At 62.5% G+C, this 16,180-nt stretch carries 20 protein-coding genes; 19 read left to right on the top strand and 1 reads right to left on the bottom strand.

Translation table 11 applies throughout. The features are described 5' to 3' along the window. Window positions 1-60 precede the first annotated feature (60 nt). From tnpC to AC1ZQA_RS14215, 9 genes are all read left to right on the top strand, one after another. The gene (gene tnpC, locus AC1ZQA_RS14255) at window positions 61-1,656 is read left to right on the top strand and encodes an IS66 family transposase (protein WP_482676861.1); all 1,596 of its coding nucleotides are present in this window, start codon (window positions 61-63) and stop codon (window positions 1,654-1,656) included. Continuing rightward, on the top strand, window positions 1,653-2,201 hold the full coding sequence (locus AC1ZQA_RS14250) for a hypothetical protein (protein WP_482677032.1): 549 nt from the start codon (window positions 1,653-1,655) through the stop codon (window positions 2,199-2,201). Before tnpC ends, AC1ZQA_RS14250 begins: the two co-directional genes overlap by 4 nt. 162 nt (window positions 2,202-2,363) lie before the next feature. Then, window positions 2,364-2,792 carry a zinc ribbon domain-containing protein gene (locus AC1ZQA_RS14245; RefSeq protein ID WP_482677506.1) on the top strand — a complete coding sequence of 143 codons (429 nt, stop codon included), beginning with the start codon at window positions 2,364-2,366 and terminating at the stop codon, window positions 2,790-2,792. Then, the gene (locus AC1ZQA_RS14240; RefSeq protein ID WP_482677505.1) at window positions 2,792-3,145 is read left to right on the top strand and encodes an MFS transporter; all 354 of its coding nucleotides are present in this window, start codon (window positions 2,792-2,794) and stop codon (window positions 3,143-3,145) included. The genes AC1ZQA_RS14245 and AC1ZQA_RS14240 overlap by 1 nt, the downstream gene beginning before the upstream one ends. Further along, entirely contained in the window at window positions 3,079-3,630 is a 552-nt protein-coding gene (locus tag AC1ZQA_RS14235) for an MFS transporter (protein WP_482679339.1), read from the top strand. Before AC1ZQA_RS14240 ends, AC1ZQA_RS14235 begins: the two co-directional genes overlap by 67 nt. A gap of 52 nt (window positions 3,631-3,682) precedes the next feature. Next, window positions 3,683-4,507 carry a hypothetical protein gene (locus AC1ZQA_RS14230; protein WP_482677504.1) on the top strand — a complete coding sequence of 275 codons (825 nt, stop codon included), beginning with the start codon at window positions 3,683-3,685 and terminating at the stop codon, window positions 4,505-4,507. A gap of 101 nt (window positions 4,508-4,608) precedes the next feature. After that, the gene (locus AC1ZQA_RS14225; RefSeq protein WP_482677503.1) at window positions 4,609-5,895 is read left to right on the top strand and encodes an RNA-guided endonuclease InsQ/TnpB family protein; all 1,287 of its coding nucleotides are present in this window, start codon (window positions 4,609-4,611) and stop codon (window positions 5,893-5,895) included. A 38-nt stretch (window positions 5,896-5,933) separates the two neighbouring features. Next, complete coding sequence (locus AC1ZQA_RS14220; protein ID WP_482677502.1) at window positions 5,934-6,479, top strand: adenine phosphoribosyltransferase; 546 nt, start codon at window positions 5,934-5,936, stop codon at window positions 6,477-6,479. 1 nt (window position 6,480) lies between these two features. Continuing rightward, window positions 6,481-6,957 carry an LEA type 2 family protein gene (locus AC1ZQA_RS14215; RefSeq protein ID WP_482677501.1) on the top strand — a complete coding sequence of 159 codons (477 nt, stop codon included), beginning with the start codon at window positions 6,481-6,483 and terminating at the stop codon, window positions 6,955-6,957. A gap of 3 nt (window positions 6,958-6,960) precedes the next feature. On the opposite strand, the gene AC1ZQA_RS14210 is transcribed toward AC1ZQA_RS14215, so the two are convergent. After that, entirely contained in the window at window positions 6,961-7,266 is a 306-nt protein-coding gene (locus tag AC1ZQA_RS14210; RefSeq protein WP_482677500.1) for a DUF3817 domain-containing protein, read from the bottom strand. Window positions 7,267-7,604: 338 nt separating this feature from the next. On the opposite strand from AC1ZQA_RS14210, the gene gspE reads away from it, so the two are divergent. From gspE to AC1ZQA_RS14160, 10 genes are all read left to right on the top strand, one after another. After that, window positions 7,605-9,293, top strand: coding sequence for a type II secretion system ATPase GspE (gene gspE / locus AC1ZQA_RS14205; RefSeq protein ID WP_482677499.1), 1,689 nt, complete (start codon window positions 7,605-7,607; stop codon window positions 9,291-9,293). 3 nt (window positions 9,294-9,296) lie between these two features. Beyond that, window positions 9,297-10,532 carry a type II secretion system F family protein gene (locus tag AC1ZQA_RS14200; RefSeq protein ID WP_482677498.1) on the top strand — a complete coding sequence of 412 codons (1,236 nt, stop codon included), beginning with the start codon at window positions 9,297-9,299 and terminating at the stop codon, window positions 10,530-10,532. Between the two features lie 61 nt (window positions 10,533-10,593). Continuing rightward, window positions 10,594-10,995, top strand: a complete 402-nt coding sequence (gene gspG, locus AC1ZQA_RS14195; RefSeq protein ID WP_482677497.1) for a type II secretion system major pseudopilin GspG — start codon at window positions 10,594-10,596, stop codon at window positions 10,993-10,995. Between the two features lie 5 nt (window positions 10,996-11,000). After that, window positions 11,001-11,441: a GspH/FimT family pseudopilin gene (locus AC1ZQA_RS14190; RefSeq protein WP_482677496.1), complete on the top strand. Its 441-nt coding sequence runs from the start codon at window positions 11,001-11,003 to the stop codon at window positions 11,439-11,441. Between the two features lie 31 nt (window positions 11,442-11,472). Continuing rightward, window positions 11,473-11,841, top strand: coding sequence for a type IV pilus modification PilV family protein (locus tag AC1ZQA_RS14185; RefSeq protein WP_482677495.1), 369 nt, complete (start codon window positions 11,473-11,475; stop codon window positions 11,839-11,841). Continuing rightward, the gene (locus AC1ZQA_RS14180) at window positions 11,838-12,506 is read left to right on the top strand and encodes a prepilin-type N-terminal cleavage/methylation domain-containing protein (protein ID WP_482677494.1); all 669 of its coding nucleotides are present in this window, start codon (window positions 11,838-11,840) and stop codon (window positions 12,504-12,506) included. Before AC1ZQA_RS14185 ends, AC1ZQA_RS14180 begins: the two co-directional genes overlap by 4 nt. After that, complete coding sequence (locus AC1ZQA_RS14175) at window positions 12,503-13,417, top strand: type II secretion system minor pseudopilin (RefSeq protein WP_482677493.1); 915 nt, start codon at window positions 12,503-12,505, stop codon at window positions 13,415-13,417. The genes AC1ZQA_RS14180 and AC1ZQA_RS14175 overlap by 4 nt, the downstream gene beginning before the upstream one ends. 83 nt (window positions 13,418-13,500) lie before the next feature. Beyond that, window positions 13,501-14,811: a PilN domain-containing protein gene (locus AC1ZQA_RS14170; protein WP_482677492.1), complete on the top strand. Its 1,311-nt coding sequence runs from the start codon at window positions 13,501-13,503 to the stop codon at window positions 14,809-14,811. Further along, the gene (gene gspM, locus AC1ZQA_RS14165) at window positions 14,808-15,395 is read left to right on the top strand and encodes a type II secretion system protein GspM (RefSeq protein ID WP_482677491.1); all 588 of its coding nucleotides are present in this window, start codon (window positions 14,808-14,810) and stop codon (window positions 15,393-15,395) included. The genes AC1ZQA_RS14170 and gspM overlap by 4 nt, the downstream gene beginning before the upstream one ends. Continuing rightward, window positions 15,392-16,111: a type II secretion system protein N gene (locus AC1ZQA_RS14160; RefSeq protein ID WP_482677490.1), complete on the top strand. Its 720-nt coding sequence runs from the start codon at window positions 15,392-15,394 to the stop codon at window positions 16,109-16,111. The genes gspM and AC1ZQA_RS14160 overlap by 4 nt, the downstream gene beginning before the upstream one ends. Window positions 16,112-16,180: the final 69 nt, after the last annotated feature.

Genomic DNA, 16,180 nt, shown 5'->3' with positions numbered 1-16,180 from the left:
GGTTTTGCAATGTGGCAAAGCCCGATTCCCTTCGGGCTTTGCCATGGGCACAATGCTTTCATGCGTGCAGACCCCGCTCAAGTGCAGACCTATACCGCCCAGATCGTGGCGGGCATGGCGGTTGAGGCTCTCGTGCGGTTGCTGCAATCGCAAGCGCAGACCATCGTTGAGCAGCAGCGGCAACTGGCGTGGTTCAGGCGACAGATCTTCGGCAGCAAGAGCGAACGGCTGCAGAGCGTGGCCGATGCGCAGCAACTTCATCTCGGCCAGATTCTGGGTGATCTGCCGATCCCGCCACAAGCCCCCGAGGCTGGACGCCAAGTGGCCGGGCACACGCGGCGCGCACGCACGACAGATTGTGCTGGCGACCAGGACGCGACGGCGTTCTTCGACGCCGAGCGGGTCGAGGTGCAGGTCATCCACCTGCCGTGCGCCCAGGCGCAGGGGTTGCGTGCCGAGGAGTACGAGGTCATCGGCGAGAAGGTCAGCTACCGCCTGGCGCAGCGCCCGGGCGCCTATGTGGCGCTCAAGTACGTGCGCCCGGTGATCAAGCGGCTCGACACCGCGACCCTGCACTGCGCGCCGGCGCCGGCCAGCGTGTTCGAGGGCAGCCGCGCCGACGTGAGTTTCGTCGCCGGCATGGCGGTGGACAAGTTCCGCTACCACCTGCCGCTGTACCGCCAGCATCAGCGGCTGGCCGATGCCGGCTTCAAGCTCAGCCGGGCCTGGTTGACCCAGCTCATGCAGCAGACTGCGGCGCTGCTCGAGCCCATCGTGGATGCGCAGCTGGCCTCGATCCTGGGCGGGCATGTGATCACGATGGACGAGACCCCGATCAAGGCCGGCCGCGCCGGGCCGGGGAAGATGAAGGGCACGTACTTCTGGCCGGTGTATGGCGAGCACGACGAGGTGTGCTTCCCCCACTTCGCCTCGCGCCGCCATGAGCATGTGAGCCAAGTTCTTGGACAGTTGCCCAGTGGCACGGTGCTGCTGAGCGATGGCTACGCGGCCTATGCCCGCTATGCGAGGCAGACCGGAGTCACCCACGCGCAGTGCTGGGCGCACGCGCGGCGCCTGTTCTTCGAGGCGCAAGACGCCGAGCCGCGGGCGGCCACGCAAGCCTTGCAGCACATCACCGCGCTGTACCGTATCGAGGCCGAGATCCGCGCCGCCGGGTGGGAGGGTGCGGCCAAGCTGGCGCATCGCGCCACCCACAGCCGGGCGCGGGTGCAGGCGTTCTTCGCCTGGGTCGAGCAGCAGTTCGCGCAGCAGGGCCTGCTGCCGAGCAATCCGTTGACCAAAGCGCTGGCCTACGTGCGAGAGCGACGGGCAGCGCTGTCAGTGTTCATCGATGACCCGGCGGTGCCCATCGACACGAACCACATCGAGCGCGCGCTGCGTCCGATCCCGATGGGGCGGCGCAACTGGCTGTTCTGCTGGAGCGAGGTCGGCGCACGCCATGTGGGCATCCTGCAAAGCCTCATCGCCACCTGCGTGCTGCAGGGTATCGACCCGTACACCTATCTGGTCGACGTGTTGCAGCGCGTGGGCCGACATCCCCAGTCCCGGGTGGTCGAACTCACCCCCAGGCTGTGGACGCAGCACTTCGGGCAGGACCCGCTGTGCTCGGACCTGGACAGGGCCGCGCCCCGATGACGCAGCGGATCTCCACGCGCATTGTTGCCCAGGCGATCCTCACCGTCGACCGCATGGATCTGCGCGCGCGCGAGGCGCTCGCCGACGAGATCCATGCGCACCAGCCCACGCTGCTTGCCAGTGTGCTGGTCCTGCCGCGCCTGGGCGCCAGGCTGGAGCAGGTCGAGATTATCCTCAACATCCTCTTCGTGGTGTACCAGGCGATGAAGATCAGCGGACATGCATGGCCGATGGTCTGCGAGGATCTGCAAGATCGCTGCCTCGACCGCCTCGTGGCGAAGATGCTCTTCCTCGACGGCTTGACCACGCTGCAGCAGGCGCAGGCGCTGCAGCAGCAGATCGACTCCCACGCCGAGCCCAACCTGCTGGCGTTCGTCTACAGCCGCCTGCAGGATCACGACCTGCTGGACGTGAAAACCGATGCGATCAAGTTCATGCTTCTGGCAGCGGTGAACCTCACCGAGTGCGTCGCAGCAGTATGCCCATCGCACACCACCAAGGCGGTGCAGCGGCGCACTGCCCGACGCGTGAAGACTGCTGCCTGATGCTGCTGCATCTACCCACCCAATAGCTCGAGCGCAATCACGCCGCTGGCTGAACGCTTACAGCGCATCGGCAACCTGCGCCGGGACTTCGTGCACAAGGAAACGACCAGGATGGTGCAGCAATGCGCTGTCCTGGCGACGGAGCAACTGGCTCCGAAGAACATGAGCCGCAGCGCCAAAGGCACGGTGCAAGCGCCGGGCCGGCGTGTGCGGCAGAAGGCCGGGCTCAACCGGGAAATTCTCTCGGCGGCGTTCGGCCTGGCGCATCAGATGCTCGCGTACAAAGCGGAGGAAGCTGGTACGCGCCTGCACCTGAGCAACACGCGCCAACTCAAACCATCGCAACGGTGCTCAGCCTGCTGGGAGATCGTGCCCAAGACGCTCGCAGACCGCATGCACGTCTGCCCGCATTGCGGGCACGTCATGCAGCGCGATCAGAACAGCGCTGCGGTGGTGCTCATCGAAGCATTTCAAACGCAGGACACGCTTGGAACGGGCGTGGCGGCGAGACCAAAACCTCTGCCACGGCAACGTGGCAAGTCCAGGTCCTTGACCCGCGAAGCCCCCACGACAACCGCGCAAGCGGTTTAGTGGCGGGAGAGTTCATCCAGTTCATCACCTTCAGCGCCGTGCCCATCGTGGCGTTTCTCGGCTGGCTGCTGGTGCCGCACACCCTTGCCGGGCTGGACGGCTGGCGCTGGGTGGCGATCATCGGCGCGTTCGGCGCCATCCCGATCTGGTTCATCCGCCTGCGCCTGCCTGAATCGCCGTGCTGGCTGGAGCAGAAGGGGCGCCACCACGCGGCAGACGTCATTCTCAGCCGCATCGAGGCGCAGGTGCAGCGCGAAACCGGCCAGCCGCTGCCACCCCCAAAGTCATCCTGTTCAACATCCTGCAGACCGTGGGGTATTACGGCTTCGCCAGCTGGGCGCCGACCTACCTGATCGCCAAGGGCTACGACATTCCGAAGTCGCTGCTCTATACCTTCATCATCGCGATTGCCTACCCGGTGTCTTCGCTGATCGGCGCGACCTTCGGCGACCGCTTCGAGCGCAAATGGCTGATCGTCGTGCCGGCGCTGGGCGTGGCGCTGTTCGGGCTGCTGTTCGCCAACGCGGGCAGCGCGGCGGCCATCATCGTGTTCGGCATTCTCGTGACCTTCTGCAACAACATCATGAGTTATGCCTTCCATGCCTACCAGAGCGAGCTTTACCCGACGCGCATCCGTGCGCAGGCGGTGGGCTTCGTCTATTCGTTCAGCCGCATCAGCGCGGTGATCAGCGGGTTCATCATCGCCGACCTGCTCAAGACTTCGGGCGATGTCGGCGTGTTCACCTTCATCGCTGCAGCGATGATGGGCGTGGCGCTGGTGATCGGCGTCATGGGGCCGCAGGTCACGCGCCAGCGGCTGGAGGATATTGCGTGGTAAGCCCGACAGATCGGCGGCAGATAATGGCAGCCTGTTCCACTGGTAGCCTGCCATGACCGCCACCGATCTCGTTGTTCCCGACCCCACGTTCCGTCGCGTTTCCGCAGCCGCAGCCCTGCGGTGGTGGGCGCAGGGCTGGCGCAGTTTCATGCAGGCGCCACTGCCCTGGGTCGGTCTGGCCGCAGCCCTGCTCGCAGTGCTGTGGCTGCTGGGGGAGTTGCCCATGGGCGGGCTGCTGTCGCAATGGCTGAGTCTGCCCCTGCTGGCGCTGGGCGTCATCTTTGCCGCATTGCTGCGGCGACGCGCGGCGCGGGCGCGCGAGATCACGCCGGTCGGCATGCCGCTGGAACCGGAGAATGAGGGCGCACTGAGCGCGTCCAGCAAGGTGTGGACGCAGCGTATCGGTCCGCTGCTGCTGGCCTCCCTGCTGGTGCTGGCGCTGGGTGGCGCGATTGGCGCAGTGATCGTGATTGGCCTGGGCGCGATGTTCGGCCTGGGCCTGGCCAGTATCGGCGCATTCGCCCGGATGATGACCCCCGGCATGGGCATGGCTGCTGGCATGGGCGCGGTGGCCGGGTCGCTCATGACCCTGCTGCTGCTCGTTCTGCTGGCGCTCTATCTGTTCAGTGTGGCGTTCTGGTTCGTCAACACCCTGGTGGCGCTCGGCGGCGTGAGCCCGTGGAATGCGGTGAGGCTGTCGGTGCGCGCCGGGTTTGCGAATCTGGCGCCCATCACCCTGTTCACCGTGTTGCTGCTGCCGATCTCGCTGCTGGCCGTGCTGCCGATGGGCCTGGGGCTGCTGGTGCTGTTCCCGGTGCTGTCCGGGGCGTCATCGGCGTCGTATTTCGAGGTGTTCGGCGACGACACGTCCGCATGAACACTTGCCCGCGCATTCCCCCTGCTAGGCCGAAGGCCAGGAGGGGGGCAAGCGGGCGGTTTTGGCTTGTGGGCCGTCTATTATCTGGATAAAAACACAGCATGCAACATCGCAAGGTCACGTTCAAGCTCTACCCTAATGCCGCGCAATCCGCGCAGCTTGAGGCTTGGATGCGGTTGCATTGCGAGTTGTACAACGCCGCGCTCGAAGAACGCATCGACGCCTGGCGCAAAGAGCGCAAATCCATCAGCTACTTCGACCAGCAGAACACGCTGCCGGAGATCAAGGCTGCGCGCCCTGAGTTCATCGAACTCGGCAGCCACGCTTTGCAGCAGACGTTGCGCCGCCTCGATTTGGCGTTTCAGTCGTTCTTTCGCCGCGTCAAGGCCGGGCAGACGCCCGGATTTCCGCGCTTCAAGGCTTTGAGGCGATTTTCCGGCTTCGCGTACCCCGACCCGGCTGGATGGAAGTTGCTGCAAAACGGCCATCGCGGTGCGACGCTGCGGCTTGGCAGCGGCGAATCGGCCATGTCCATCAGGGCGCGTGGGCAGCATCGCTTCGGCGCTGATGCCAAGCCCAACGACATCACCCTCACGCGCAGGAACGGCGCATGGTTCGCGTCGGTGACGCTGCGCGTGCCCGAAGAAGCCTGCGCACGGCAGCGCACAGGTGACGCACGCCGGGGTGTGGACTTTGGCGTCACGGACTGGGCGACGTTCGACGATGGACAGACGATTGCGAACCCGCGCTGGATGCGCGAGGAACTGCCCCAGCTTGCGACCCTGCAACGCCAGCGCGCACGCAAGCGCAAGGGGTCGATCCGATACAAGCGATTGAGCCAGCGCGTGGCGCGGCTGCATGATCGCATCGCCAACCTGCGCCGGGACTTCGTGCACAAGGAAACGACCAGGATGGTGCAGCAATGCGCTGTCCTGGCGACCGAGCAACTGGCTCCGAAGAACATGAGCCGCAGCGCTAAAGGCACGGTCGATGCACCGGGCCGGCGTGTGCGGCAGAGGGCCGGGCTCAACCGGGAGATTCTCTCGGCGGCGTTCGGCCTGGCGCATCAGATGCTCGCGTACAAAGCGGAAGAAGCTGGTACGCGACGGCACCTGAGCAACACGCGCCAACTCAAGCCATCGCAACGCTGTTCGGCGTGCTGGGAGATCGTGCCCAAGACGCTCAAGCAGCGCACGCACTGTTGTCCGCACTGCGGGCACGTCATGCCGCGCGATCAGAACAGCGCCGCGGTGGTGCTCATCGACGCATTTCAAACGCAGGACACGCCTGGGACGGGCGTGGCGGCGAGACCCAAACCTCTACCCCGGCAACGGGGCAAGTCGAAGTCTGCGACCCGCGAAACCCCCGCTACAACGCCATGCGTTTAGCGGTGGGAGAGTTCATTGCCCTTTTCGCTGGTTTCATCATGAACGTCATCGACTATCTGCGCCAACACATTCGTACCGTGCCCGACTGGCCGTCTCCCGGGGTGCAGTTCCGCGACATCACGCCGTTGCTGCAGAACCCGCGGGTGTTCCGGGTGCTCATCGACCAGTTCGTGCATCGCTACATGGCACCCGATCTGCGGCCCGATGTGGTGGCCGGCATCGACGCCCGCGGCTTCATCCTGGGTGCGGTGATTGCGTATGAACTCAACATCGGATTCGTGCCCATCCGCAAGAAGGGCAAGCTGCCGTTCGATACCGTGTCCGAGGAATACGAGCTGGAATATGGCAGCGCCACGGTGGAAATCCACACCGACGCGGTGCGCCCCGGCGATTGCGTGCTGCTGATCGACGACCTCATCGCCACCGGCGGCACCATGATGGCCGGCAAGCGCCTGCTCGAAAAACTCGGCGCCAGCGTGGTGGAGGGCGCGGCCATCGTCGATCTGCCCGAGCTGGGCGGCTCCAGATTGCTGCGCGAGGCAGGCCTGCCGCTGTTCACCCTGGTCGACTTCGCCGGCCACTGAGATGCGGATCCACCCCCGTGCCCGCGATGCGCTGTGGCGCATGGTGTGGTGGGTGCTCGCGGCGGTGGTGTGGGCATTGCCGGTGCAGGCTCAGCAGTCGGCCATTCCCGAAGTCTCGCTGCGCAGCGTGGACGGCATGGCGCTGCAGGGTTCCAACGCCATCCTCGATCTCACCCTGAATATCCGCAACACCGGCGCGCTGACCCTGCCGCTGCAAAAACTGCGGTTTGCCCTGCAGTTCAACGGCCTGGACGTGGCGAAAGGGGTGAGCACCGCGCCGGTTGCCATCGCGGCGCAACAGCAGGCGCAGGTGCCGGTGCAGGTGAACGTGGACAGTGCCACCCTGCTGACCCTCATCGCCACCCTGCCACCCGACGGCACAGTGAATTACCTCATCAAAGGCACGGCGGAAATCGGCCAGACCCTGCTGCAGATTCCCTTCCGCCACAGCGGAGCGGTGCGGCTGGATTTGCAATGACAGTCAGGCGCGGGCGGCGTCGAGCTGGCGGCGCATCATGCGGTGCGACCACAGCCCGCCGAACGGAATGAGCGAGGCCAGAAACACCGCAGCCCCACGCGCGGGCGTCAACTGCCCGCGTGACAGGGTCACAAACAGGGCAAGCGTGGCCCAGAGGAACAGCGCGCCATGAATCGGCCCGATGATCTTCACCCCGACCGGCCAGTCCGCCAGGTACTTCAACGGCACGGCCAGCAGCACCAGCGCGATCAGCGAGGAACCTTCGATCAGCGCCATGACGCTGAGGTGATTGAGGGCAGACTTGAACATACGGGCAACTCCGGCAACAGGAATGGACAGATGTGCCGAATGCTATGTGCCGGAAAATCCCCTACATCCCGAATGCGGCCCGGCCTTTTCCGGGAAATTGCTGATCCGCAAACCTCCAGTCACCGCCCGCGCTGACCGCCGCCCGGGCGACATTCAGGTGTGGCATCGCCCGGTTGAGCGCTTTTAGGTGGGCGTCGTGATCCTCCCCAGTCCCCAAATATCCTGCCCCTCCATCAACCGCAACGGTGTGCCGTGTGTACTTGAAGCTGGCCGGTCAACCTGAAATTTTCGTTTGTCCTGTTATAGTTTTCCGTTACCCGAAATATGAAGAGTCATTCGTGAAAAAACGTCTTGGCGAGATTCTGATTGAACAGGGCAAGGTTGATCAGGCGCAGGTCGACCGCGCCTTGCGCTTGCAGCAAGACGATCAGTCCGGGCGGGTTGGTGAGATCCTGCTGCGCCTTGGGTTCATTACGGAAGTCGATCTTCTGCAAGCGCTGTCGGTACAGAGCGGAGTCCCTCCCGCAAGACCGGAAGATTATCCGGAGCTTCCCCTGTTTGCCCATCTCATTTCGCAGAGGTATTTGAGAGAGGCCTTGGCACTTCCTCTGGCGGACGATGGCAAACGAGTGACCGTCGCCATTGCAGATCCATTTGATGGTTTTTTAAAGGAATCCCTGGGGTTGGCCACCGGGAGAGTTGTTGACTTCGTTCTTGCGACGCCGACCGATTTGCAAGCCGCATTCGACCGGCTTTACGGGTCTGGGAAGTCGTCGATGGATCAGATCGTCGGCGACATCGAAATGCTCGAGGACGAGTCCGGCAACGAAGACCTGCAGCAATTGAAGGACCTGGCCAGCGAGGCGCCCGTCATTCGCCTGGTCAGCCTGATCATCAGTCGGGCCATGGAATCCCGGGCGTCCGATATTCACGTGGAGCCTTTCGAAAATCGGCTGATCGTTCGCTACCGGATTGACGGCGTGCTGCATGAAGTTGAATCGCCACCACGCCGGCTGTCAGCTGCGGTGATTTCCCGCATCAAGATCATGGCAAGTCTGGATATTGCCGAGCGCCGTCTGCCTCAGGACGGGCGCATCAAACTGCGGATTCATGGCAAAGAGGCCGATTTGCGCGTGTCCACCGTCCCGACGCTCTACGGCGAAAGCGTCGTCATGCGGATTCTGGACAAGTCATCCACTCTGCTGGATTTCGACCGTCTCGGATTTGATGCGCAAAACCTGAAAGTCTTCAAATCAGCACTGATGCAGCCGCATGGCATTCTTCTGGTTACTGGGCCGACGGGCAGCGGCAAAACCACAACGCTGTACACCGCACTGCAGACCATCAACCAGCCCGATCTGAAGATACTGACCGTCGAAGATCCGGTGGAATACCAGATGGACGGCATCAATCAGATCCAGGTCAAGCCGCAGATCGGCCTGACCTTTGCCAATGCCCTGCGTTCCATCGTGCGGCAAGATCCTGACGTCATCATGGTGGGCGAGATCCGCGACCTGGAAACGGCGCAGATCGCCGTCCAGTCGGCCTTGACCGGCCATATGGTGCTGTCCACCTTGCACACCAATGACGCCGCGAGCACCATCAACCGTCTGCTTGACATGGGCGTTGAAGACTACCTGCTGACCTCCACCATTGTCGGCGTGCAGGCACAGCGCCTTGTGCGCAATCTATGTACGGCGTGCCGTCAACCCTACACGCCAACGACGGAGCTTCTCGAAGAAATCGGTCTGAAGCGGTATTTCGCCGACAGAGAACCCGTGCTCTATCACCCCAGGGGCTGTGAACTTTGCGGTAACACGGGCTTCATAGGCAGAAGCTGTATTGTGGAGGTGTTGTTGATGAATGACACCGTGCGGCAACGTGTGATGGCCCACGCCACTGCGGGAGAAATCCGGCGTGTTGCGATGGAGCAGGGAATGGAAACCATGTACGAAAACGGCTTGCGCAAGGTTGCGGCAGGGATGACCACCCTGGAAGAGGTCTTGCGCGCGACGCGCGAGGAGTGAGAGTTGCCTGTCTATGTGTACAAGGCGGTGACGGGAGGCGGTGAGGTCGTCGAAGGCACGATGGACGCTCGCAGTGATGCCGTCGTCGTCGAGCGGCTGCAAAGCAGCGGACATCTGCCCATTCGCGTCACCGAGTCCGCTGCCAATGGTGCAGAGGGGCAGAACACCTCGAACGCATCGCGAGGTCTGTTCCAGAGCCGGCGTGTCACACGCGGCGAGGTCATGGAACTCACCCGCGAGCTGGCAACTCTGTTGCGTGCCGGGCTGCCTCTCGACCGTTGCCTGGACATCATGGTTGGCATGGCGTCCAGGCCCCCAGTTGCCGAATTGCTGGCCAGCATCCAGGCGGAGGTGCGCAGTGGGGCATCACTGTCCGTCGCCCTCGAAAAGCACAAAGACGTTTTCGACCGCTTCTATCTGAACATGATCCGTGCTGGGGAAGCCGGGGGGGCGCTGGACGTGGTGTTGTTCCGGCTGACGGATTTCATGGAGCGCGCAAAGGAATTACGCGAGACCGTGACCTCCGCCATGATCTATCCAATGATCCTGGCAGCCGTCTCGGTGCTCTCTGTTCTGCTGTTGCTCATGTTCGTGGTGCCGCAGTTCACGCAAATGTTCGATCAGGCGGGCAAGTCCTTGCCAGTTCCCACCCAGGTCGTGATCGCCGCTGGAAATTTTGTGCGCAAAGATTGGTGGGCCTTGTTGTTGGGGGTGGCAATCATCGTCTGGTTCATGCGCGCACAATTACGCAACCCGATCAGCAGGGCGAGATGGGATCGTTGGTTTCTTGGACTTCCACTCTTCGGTGAGATGATCCTCAAGCTGGACGTCGCCCGTCTGACACGCACCTTGGGCACCTTGTTGGAAAATGGCGTCGTGCTTCTGTCGGGTTTGTCCATCGCGAAGGAAACCGTCGGCAATTCCATCCTGCGCGACAGCCTGGACCAGGTGACCGCCAGCCTGCGCGAGGGCAAGGGTTTGGGCAAGCCGCTGATGCAGACCGGCCTGTTTCCCAAACTGGCGGTGCATATGGTGATGGTCGGCGAGGAAACGGGGCGCCTTCAGGAGTTGTTGATCCAGGTCGCTGATGTGTACGACCGCGAGGCGCAGACCACCATCAAGCGTTTGCTTGCGCTGATGGAGCCGGTGCTGATTCTCAGCTTGGGTCTGATGATCGGCGGCATCATCATGTCGATTCTGTTGGCGATTCTCAGTGTCAACAATCTCGCATTTGGGTAATCGAAATTTGAATTTCCAGGAGTTTTCAATGTTTTTAGTCAAACAACGACAAGTCGCCCGAATGCGTGGCCTCACTCTGATCGAGTTGCTGGTCGTTCTGGTGATCTTGGGTCTGCTGGCGGGTCTGGTTGCACCCCGGGTGATCCACTATCTATCCACCTCCAAAACGGAAACGGCGCATTTGCAGATCAAGCACTTCGAGGCAGCTCTTGACCTCTACCGCCTCGATGTCGGAAGCTATCCCAACACCCAGCAAGGGCTGGAGGCGCTCATCAAAGATCCTTCCGGTGTGAGCAATTGGCATGGCCCTTACCTCAAGAGCCCGGACGTGCCCAAGGATCCCTGGGGGCATGCATTCATCTACACCAGTCCAGGCAAGCATGGCGCATACGACATCGAGTCCTACGGTGCAGATGGGCAGCCTGGAGGAACAGGCGAAAACGAGGACGTCAAGAGTTGGTAGTCACTGTGCGCCGCAGCACCGCAGGCTTCACATTGCTGGAACTGCTTGTGGTGCTGGTTTTGATGGCATTGATGACTGGTCTGGCCATCCCGCTGATTTCTGCGGGCACGCCTGGCGCGCAAATCAAGGCGGCATCGCGCGAGTTGATGGCAGGTCTGCGGCAAACTCGAGAGCAAGCCATCGTCTCCCGCCAACCTGCCGCACTCACCATCAACGTGGATGACCGGCGCTTTCAGATTTCCGGGCAGCCCCGGGCCTTTCAACTCCCGGGGAAGCTGCAAATCGGGCTGTTCGTTGCCGAGGTCGAGGATAACGGCAAATTGGGCTCCTTCGTCTTCTATCCAGATGGCAGTTCCACGGGCGGTCGGGTCACGCTATCGCTCGACGGGCAGACCAATCGGATCGATGTGGACTGGCTCACTGGCGCTGCACGCCTGCAGGATTAGTGTGAAACGGCCCTTTGCCCCGCGACACACCGTGCGCGGTTTCTCCTTGCTGGAAGTGCTGGTGGCCTTTGCCATTCTGGCGCTGACGCTGGGTGTGCTGATGAACATCTTCTCCGGGGGCTTGCGCAATCTCGGCGATGGGCAGCAGTACACCCGAGCCGTGCTTGACGCCCAGTCCAAGCTCTCGGAGATTGGTGTGACACAGCCCTTCGTGCCTGGCGAGGTCACGGGCGAGTTTGCTGGCGGCTACCGCTGGTCGGCACGCATGACGCCGGTGGCCCAGTCCCCCGGCAGCAATCTGTCGCTGTACCGGGTCGATGTCACAGTCCAGTGGGGCGAGGGCACGGCACAACGCGCTGTCAGTCTGCGCACTTTGAAAATCGGGGCTTCCGCATCATGAGGCCGGGCAGACGCGGCGTGCAGCAGGGCTTGACTCTGCTGGAAATGATGATTGCCCTGCTTTTGCTCAGCATGTTGCTCATGCTGCTGTTTGGTGGCCTGCGACTGGCCTCCAGCAGTTGGGATCGCGGCAGTGCCTTTACTGACAATGTCTCGCAGATGCAGCTTGTCGAGAACTTCATGCGCCGTGAAATTTCACAGGCTGTTCCTTATCGTCTGCAACTGAACCCGCAAGATCCGAATGCGCTGCTGGCTGGATACGAGGGGGGTGCAAGCCGACTGCGGTTCGTTGCGCGCATGCCCGCGGCAGCCGCCAAGGGCGGGCTTTACGTTCTGACGTTCGCGTTGATGCCCCATAACGACGCTCAGGCACTCGTGCTGTTGCGTGAGCCAGTCGATCACACCGGATCAGCAACGCAAGGACAGGCCGACGACACCACGAACGCACCACTTGTGCTGATCGATCGGGTTTCGCATCTGGATTTTGCGTATTTTGGCGCGCCTGCCGGGAGCCAGCGCCCCGCTTCCTGGCTGTCGAATTGGCCGGACAGTGCCAACGCGCCGCAACTCATCCGCATGCGAGTGACACTCGATGACGGCTCCGCATGGCCTGATCTCGTTGTGGCACCGCGGGTGGACATGGCCGCTGCTGCGAGTGTGAAATGACGCAAGCCCAGACACTGTGCTGCCGAAAAGGTCAGCGAGGCATTGCGCTGATTCTCGTGCTTTGGGTTCTCGTGCTTCTGACCATCATTGCGGGTAGCTTTGCCTACAGCGTGCACAGCAGCACGCAAATGGCGGCGAATTCTGTGGATAGCGCCAAGGCGCAGGCACTCGCCGACGGCGGAGTGTTTCGCGGCATCTTCGAACTCCTTGGGCAGCAGACCGTGCCGACCGCGTGGAAACCCGACGGGCAAACGCATCAGATGCGGTTGGATGGTCAGGACATCGCCGTCACCCTGACCGACGAATCCGGCAAAATCGACCTCAACGGCGCTCCGCCCGCGCTGCTCCAGAGCCTATTTCAGTCTGTCGGATTGGACGACGGTCGCGCTGGCCAACTCGCGCAGACCATCGTGGCATGGCGCGCGCCGCTGCCAACAGGGGCGGGCTTGCAGCCGCAGCTCGGCCTCATCCAACCCCATGGACCCTTCCTCAACATCGAGACACTGCTCCAGGTGCCCGGCATGACGCCGGGTCTGTTTCGACGCATCGCTCCGTTGGTCACGGTGTACACCGGTTTGCCTGGCGTCAACACCCTGATTGCGTCGGAATCCGTGCTCAGTGCCATCCCTGGCATGAGCCCAGAGCTTGCGCGTGCCTATGTGCAGCAGCGTGACGCGCTGCTGCAGGCGCGGCAACCCGTGCCGGCACTCCCCCAGGCCGGTCCCTACAACATCGCGGCACTCTCGGGAATCGTTGGTGTGCGTGCAGCAGTTCGTTTGGCGGACGGTGTCGGTTTCACCCGTGAGGCCATTGTGCGCATCACCAACCAGCCGGGACATCCCTATCAGATCCTGTCGTGGCGCGAAGATTTCCCTGTGCCGGCACAGACCACGGCCTCGCGTGACACCTAGTGTGCTCGTATCGAGCGCAGACGTCGATCCAATACACTTCTCCCCTCGGTGGGCATCCTCCGCCCGCGCTGCACGATTCCCTGATGGCAACACCCCCTCCACGTACCGCCGACATCCGGCAGACATTGACCGCGCAATGGCGCGCCTTCCTCGGCTGGTGGGCATCGGAGCTGGCCGCACTGCTGCCCGCCACCTGGCGGCCCGGTGATGTCGACATGTTCGATGCCTGTCTCACCAGCGTCGAGGATGGTCAGTTCTCAGCCCGCAGATACCAGTCTGGACGCTGGGTGGAAGTGGCGCGCAAAAACCTGGAAGGCAGCGACTTTCGCGCACAGCAGCAGGCCGTGAGCGCCGTCCTCAAGGCGGCGCACATTCCATCCGGACAGACGCATTGGGTTGCCCTGCCGCCCAGGCTGGTGCTGCGCAAGCAAATTTCGCTGCCCATTGCGACCGAGGAAAATCTCCGCACCGTCCTGCAATACGAGATCGACCACTACACCCCTTTCCGCGCCGATCAGGTGTATTTCGACTACCGCCTGATCCACCGGGATGTGGCACTGGGAAAACTCACGCTGCTGCTCGGTTTGGTTCCGCGCACCGTCGTGGATCAGGCCGTGCAGCACCTGCGCCAGTGCGGCTTGAAACCCGCAGCCGCCGTCACGCTGGACGATCTTGTGCCCCACGTCGCGCCGCTGAACTTCCTGCCTGAATCTGTGCGTCCCAAGCGTACGCTTCGGCTGAGCAAGCTCAACATCGCCCTTGTCGCCCTGGTTGCCGTGCTGGGCGTGTCGGCCATTGCGTTGCCCATCTGGATCAAGCGTGAGGCGTCCATTCGTCTTCTCCCTGTCGTGCACCAGGCCGACATCGCCACGCAAAAAGTGGAACAACTCCGCGACCGGGTGCAGGCTGAGCAGCAGACCTACAACCTCCTCAGCGAAAAAAAGCGCACGCAACCGTCCGCCATTCTGCTGCTCGATGAACTCACGCGCCTGCTCCCCCAGGACACCTGGGTGCAACAGCTCAACCTCAATGGCAACACCTTGCAGATTCAGGGCGACACCGGGTCTGCATCCAAGCTCATCGGCTTGATTGAAAATTCCCGCGTTCTGAGCGGCGCCAGTTTCACAGCGCCACTCACCAAAGGCGCGGGTGAAAATACCGAGCACTTCCAGCTCAGCACCCAGGTCGAAACAGCCTCGCTCGTTCCAACGCAGGCCACGGTGATCGGCAAGAGCATGCCACCGCAAGCTGCCGTATCCCGGCCAGCGCCGTCTGCATCTCACGCCCTTGCGAAGGCGTCTGCACCCCGCGCCCCTGCAAGTTCCGCAAGCGCGGCAAAAGCGCCTGCGGCCAGCGCGCCCAAGTCGGCCTCCTCCGCACCCAAGACATCATGAACCTCACCCTGGCTCCCATGACGCCCAGGCAAAGCCGCATGCTGGCCTTGCTTCTGCTACTGGCCGTACTTGCTGCTGCAGTTGCCGCCATCGCCATTCCCGCGATGCAGTTGCATGCGTACTACCAGTCGGCCATCGATCAGCGCATTGATCGCCTGTCTCGCGAGCAGCGCATCATCTCCATGGCGCCTGCCCTGCAGAAACAGATGGTGCAACTGCAGCAACTCAACCCGGCGCGGTTTTATCTGCGCAATAACAACCCCGTGCTTGCTGCTGCCGAAATTCAGGAAAACGCCAAACACCTCATCGACGCGAATGGCGGCAAGCTGCTCAGCATGAATATCCTTCCTCCCAAGGACGAAGGGCAACTCACCCGTGTCGGCGTCAATGTCCAGCTCACCGCAGGGCTCGACGGTGTGGAAAAGCTGTTCTACGGGCTCGAAACCGCCACCCCCTACCTGTTCATCAACAACCTCAGCATCCGCACCATCAATGCCTACACGCCGCCCAACGGCACAGCGCCGCCGCTTCAGCTCCAGGTGCAGTTCGATCTGAGCGGTTTCGCGCGAAAGAAGGCAGTATGAGCATCCTCCAGATGTCGGGGCAAAAGCGTCTCAGCGTCGTCTTGCTCCTGGCGACAGGGGCACTGGCCGTCCTGTTGGCGTATGAATGGCAGCAAGGCATGGCGCTGCGGGAGAGTGTGCTGGCGCTGAAGTCGCGCCATGCGGCAACGCCGCCCGAACTGAAGCTGGAACCGCCGTTTCAGCTTCAGCCGCTCCCCAGTTATGCGCGCATCACCGACCAGCCCCTCTTTGTCGCCTCGCGCAAACCTGCGCAACAGGCGTCCGCCCCTGTCGCCCCGCCGACGCAGTTCGAGCTGACCGGCATTGCGCAGACGCCCAAAGAAGCCGTCGTCCTGCTGCGCAACGCGAAAACGGGTCAGACACAACGCCTGAAGTCTGGCGAGAAAACGACCGACGGTCTCGAACTCGAATCCGTCAAGCCTGACGCTGCCACGATCAAGCAGAATGGTCAAAACCAAACCCTTGACCTCCAGGTTGAGTTGAGTGGAAAGCGGTCCGTCGCATCAGCACAGCCAGCAGGGCCGCTATCGCCTGCCCATTCCGCATCTGCCCCATCTGCTGCGCAGCAGCCACAAAAAGCACCTCCGGGACCAGCAGCACAGGGAAAGCCTGGCAGTACCTCACAGGCGATCGACCCAGGATTGCAGCAACTCAATTTGCAGCGAGCCAAAATGGGATTGGCGCCATGCACGAGCGACGGGGTCTGTCCTAAATAAGTCTCCGTACAACCTGATTCGGCCCTGTACTCTGGCTTGCCATAAAAAGACGCAATGCTCCACGGAACA

It is taken from the genome of Thiomonas sp. DCM-2, from assembly GCF_056820905.1.
The sequence above is the reverse complement of the archived record's forward strand: the minus strand, read 5'-3'. Positions and strand labels throughout refer to the sequence as shown.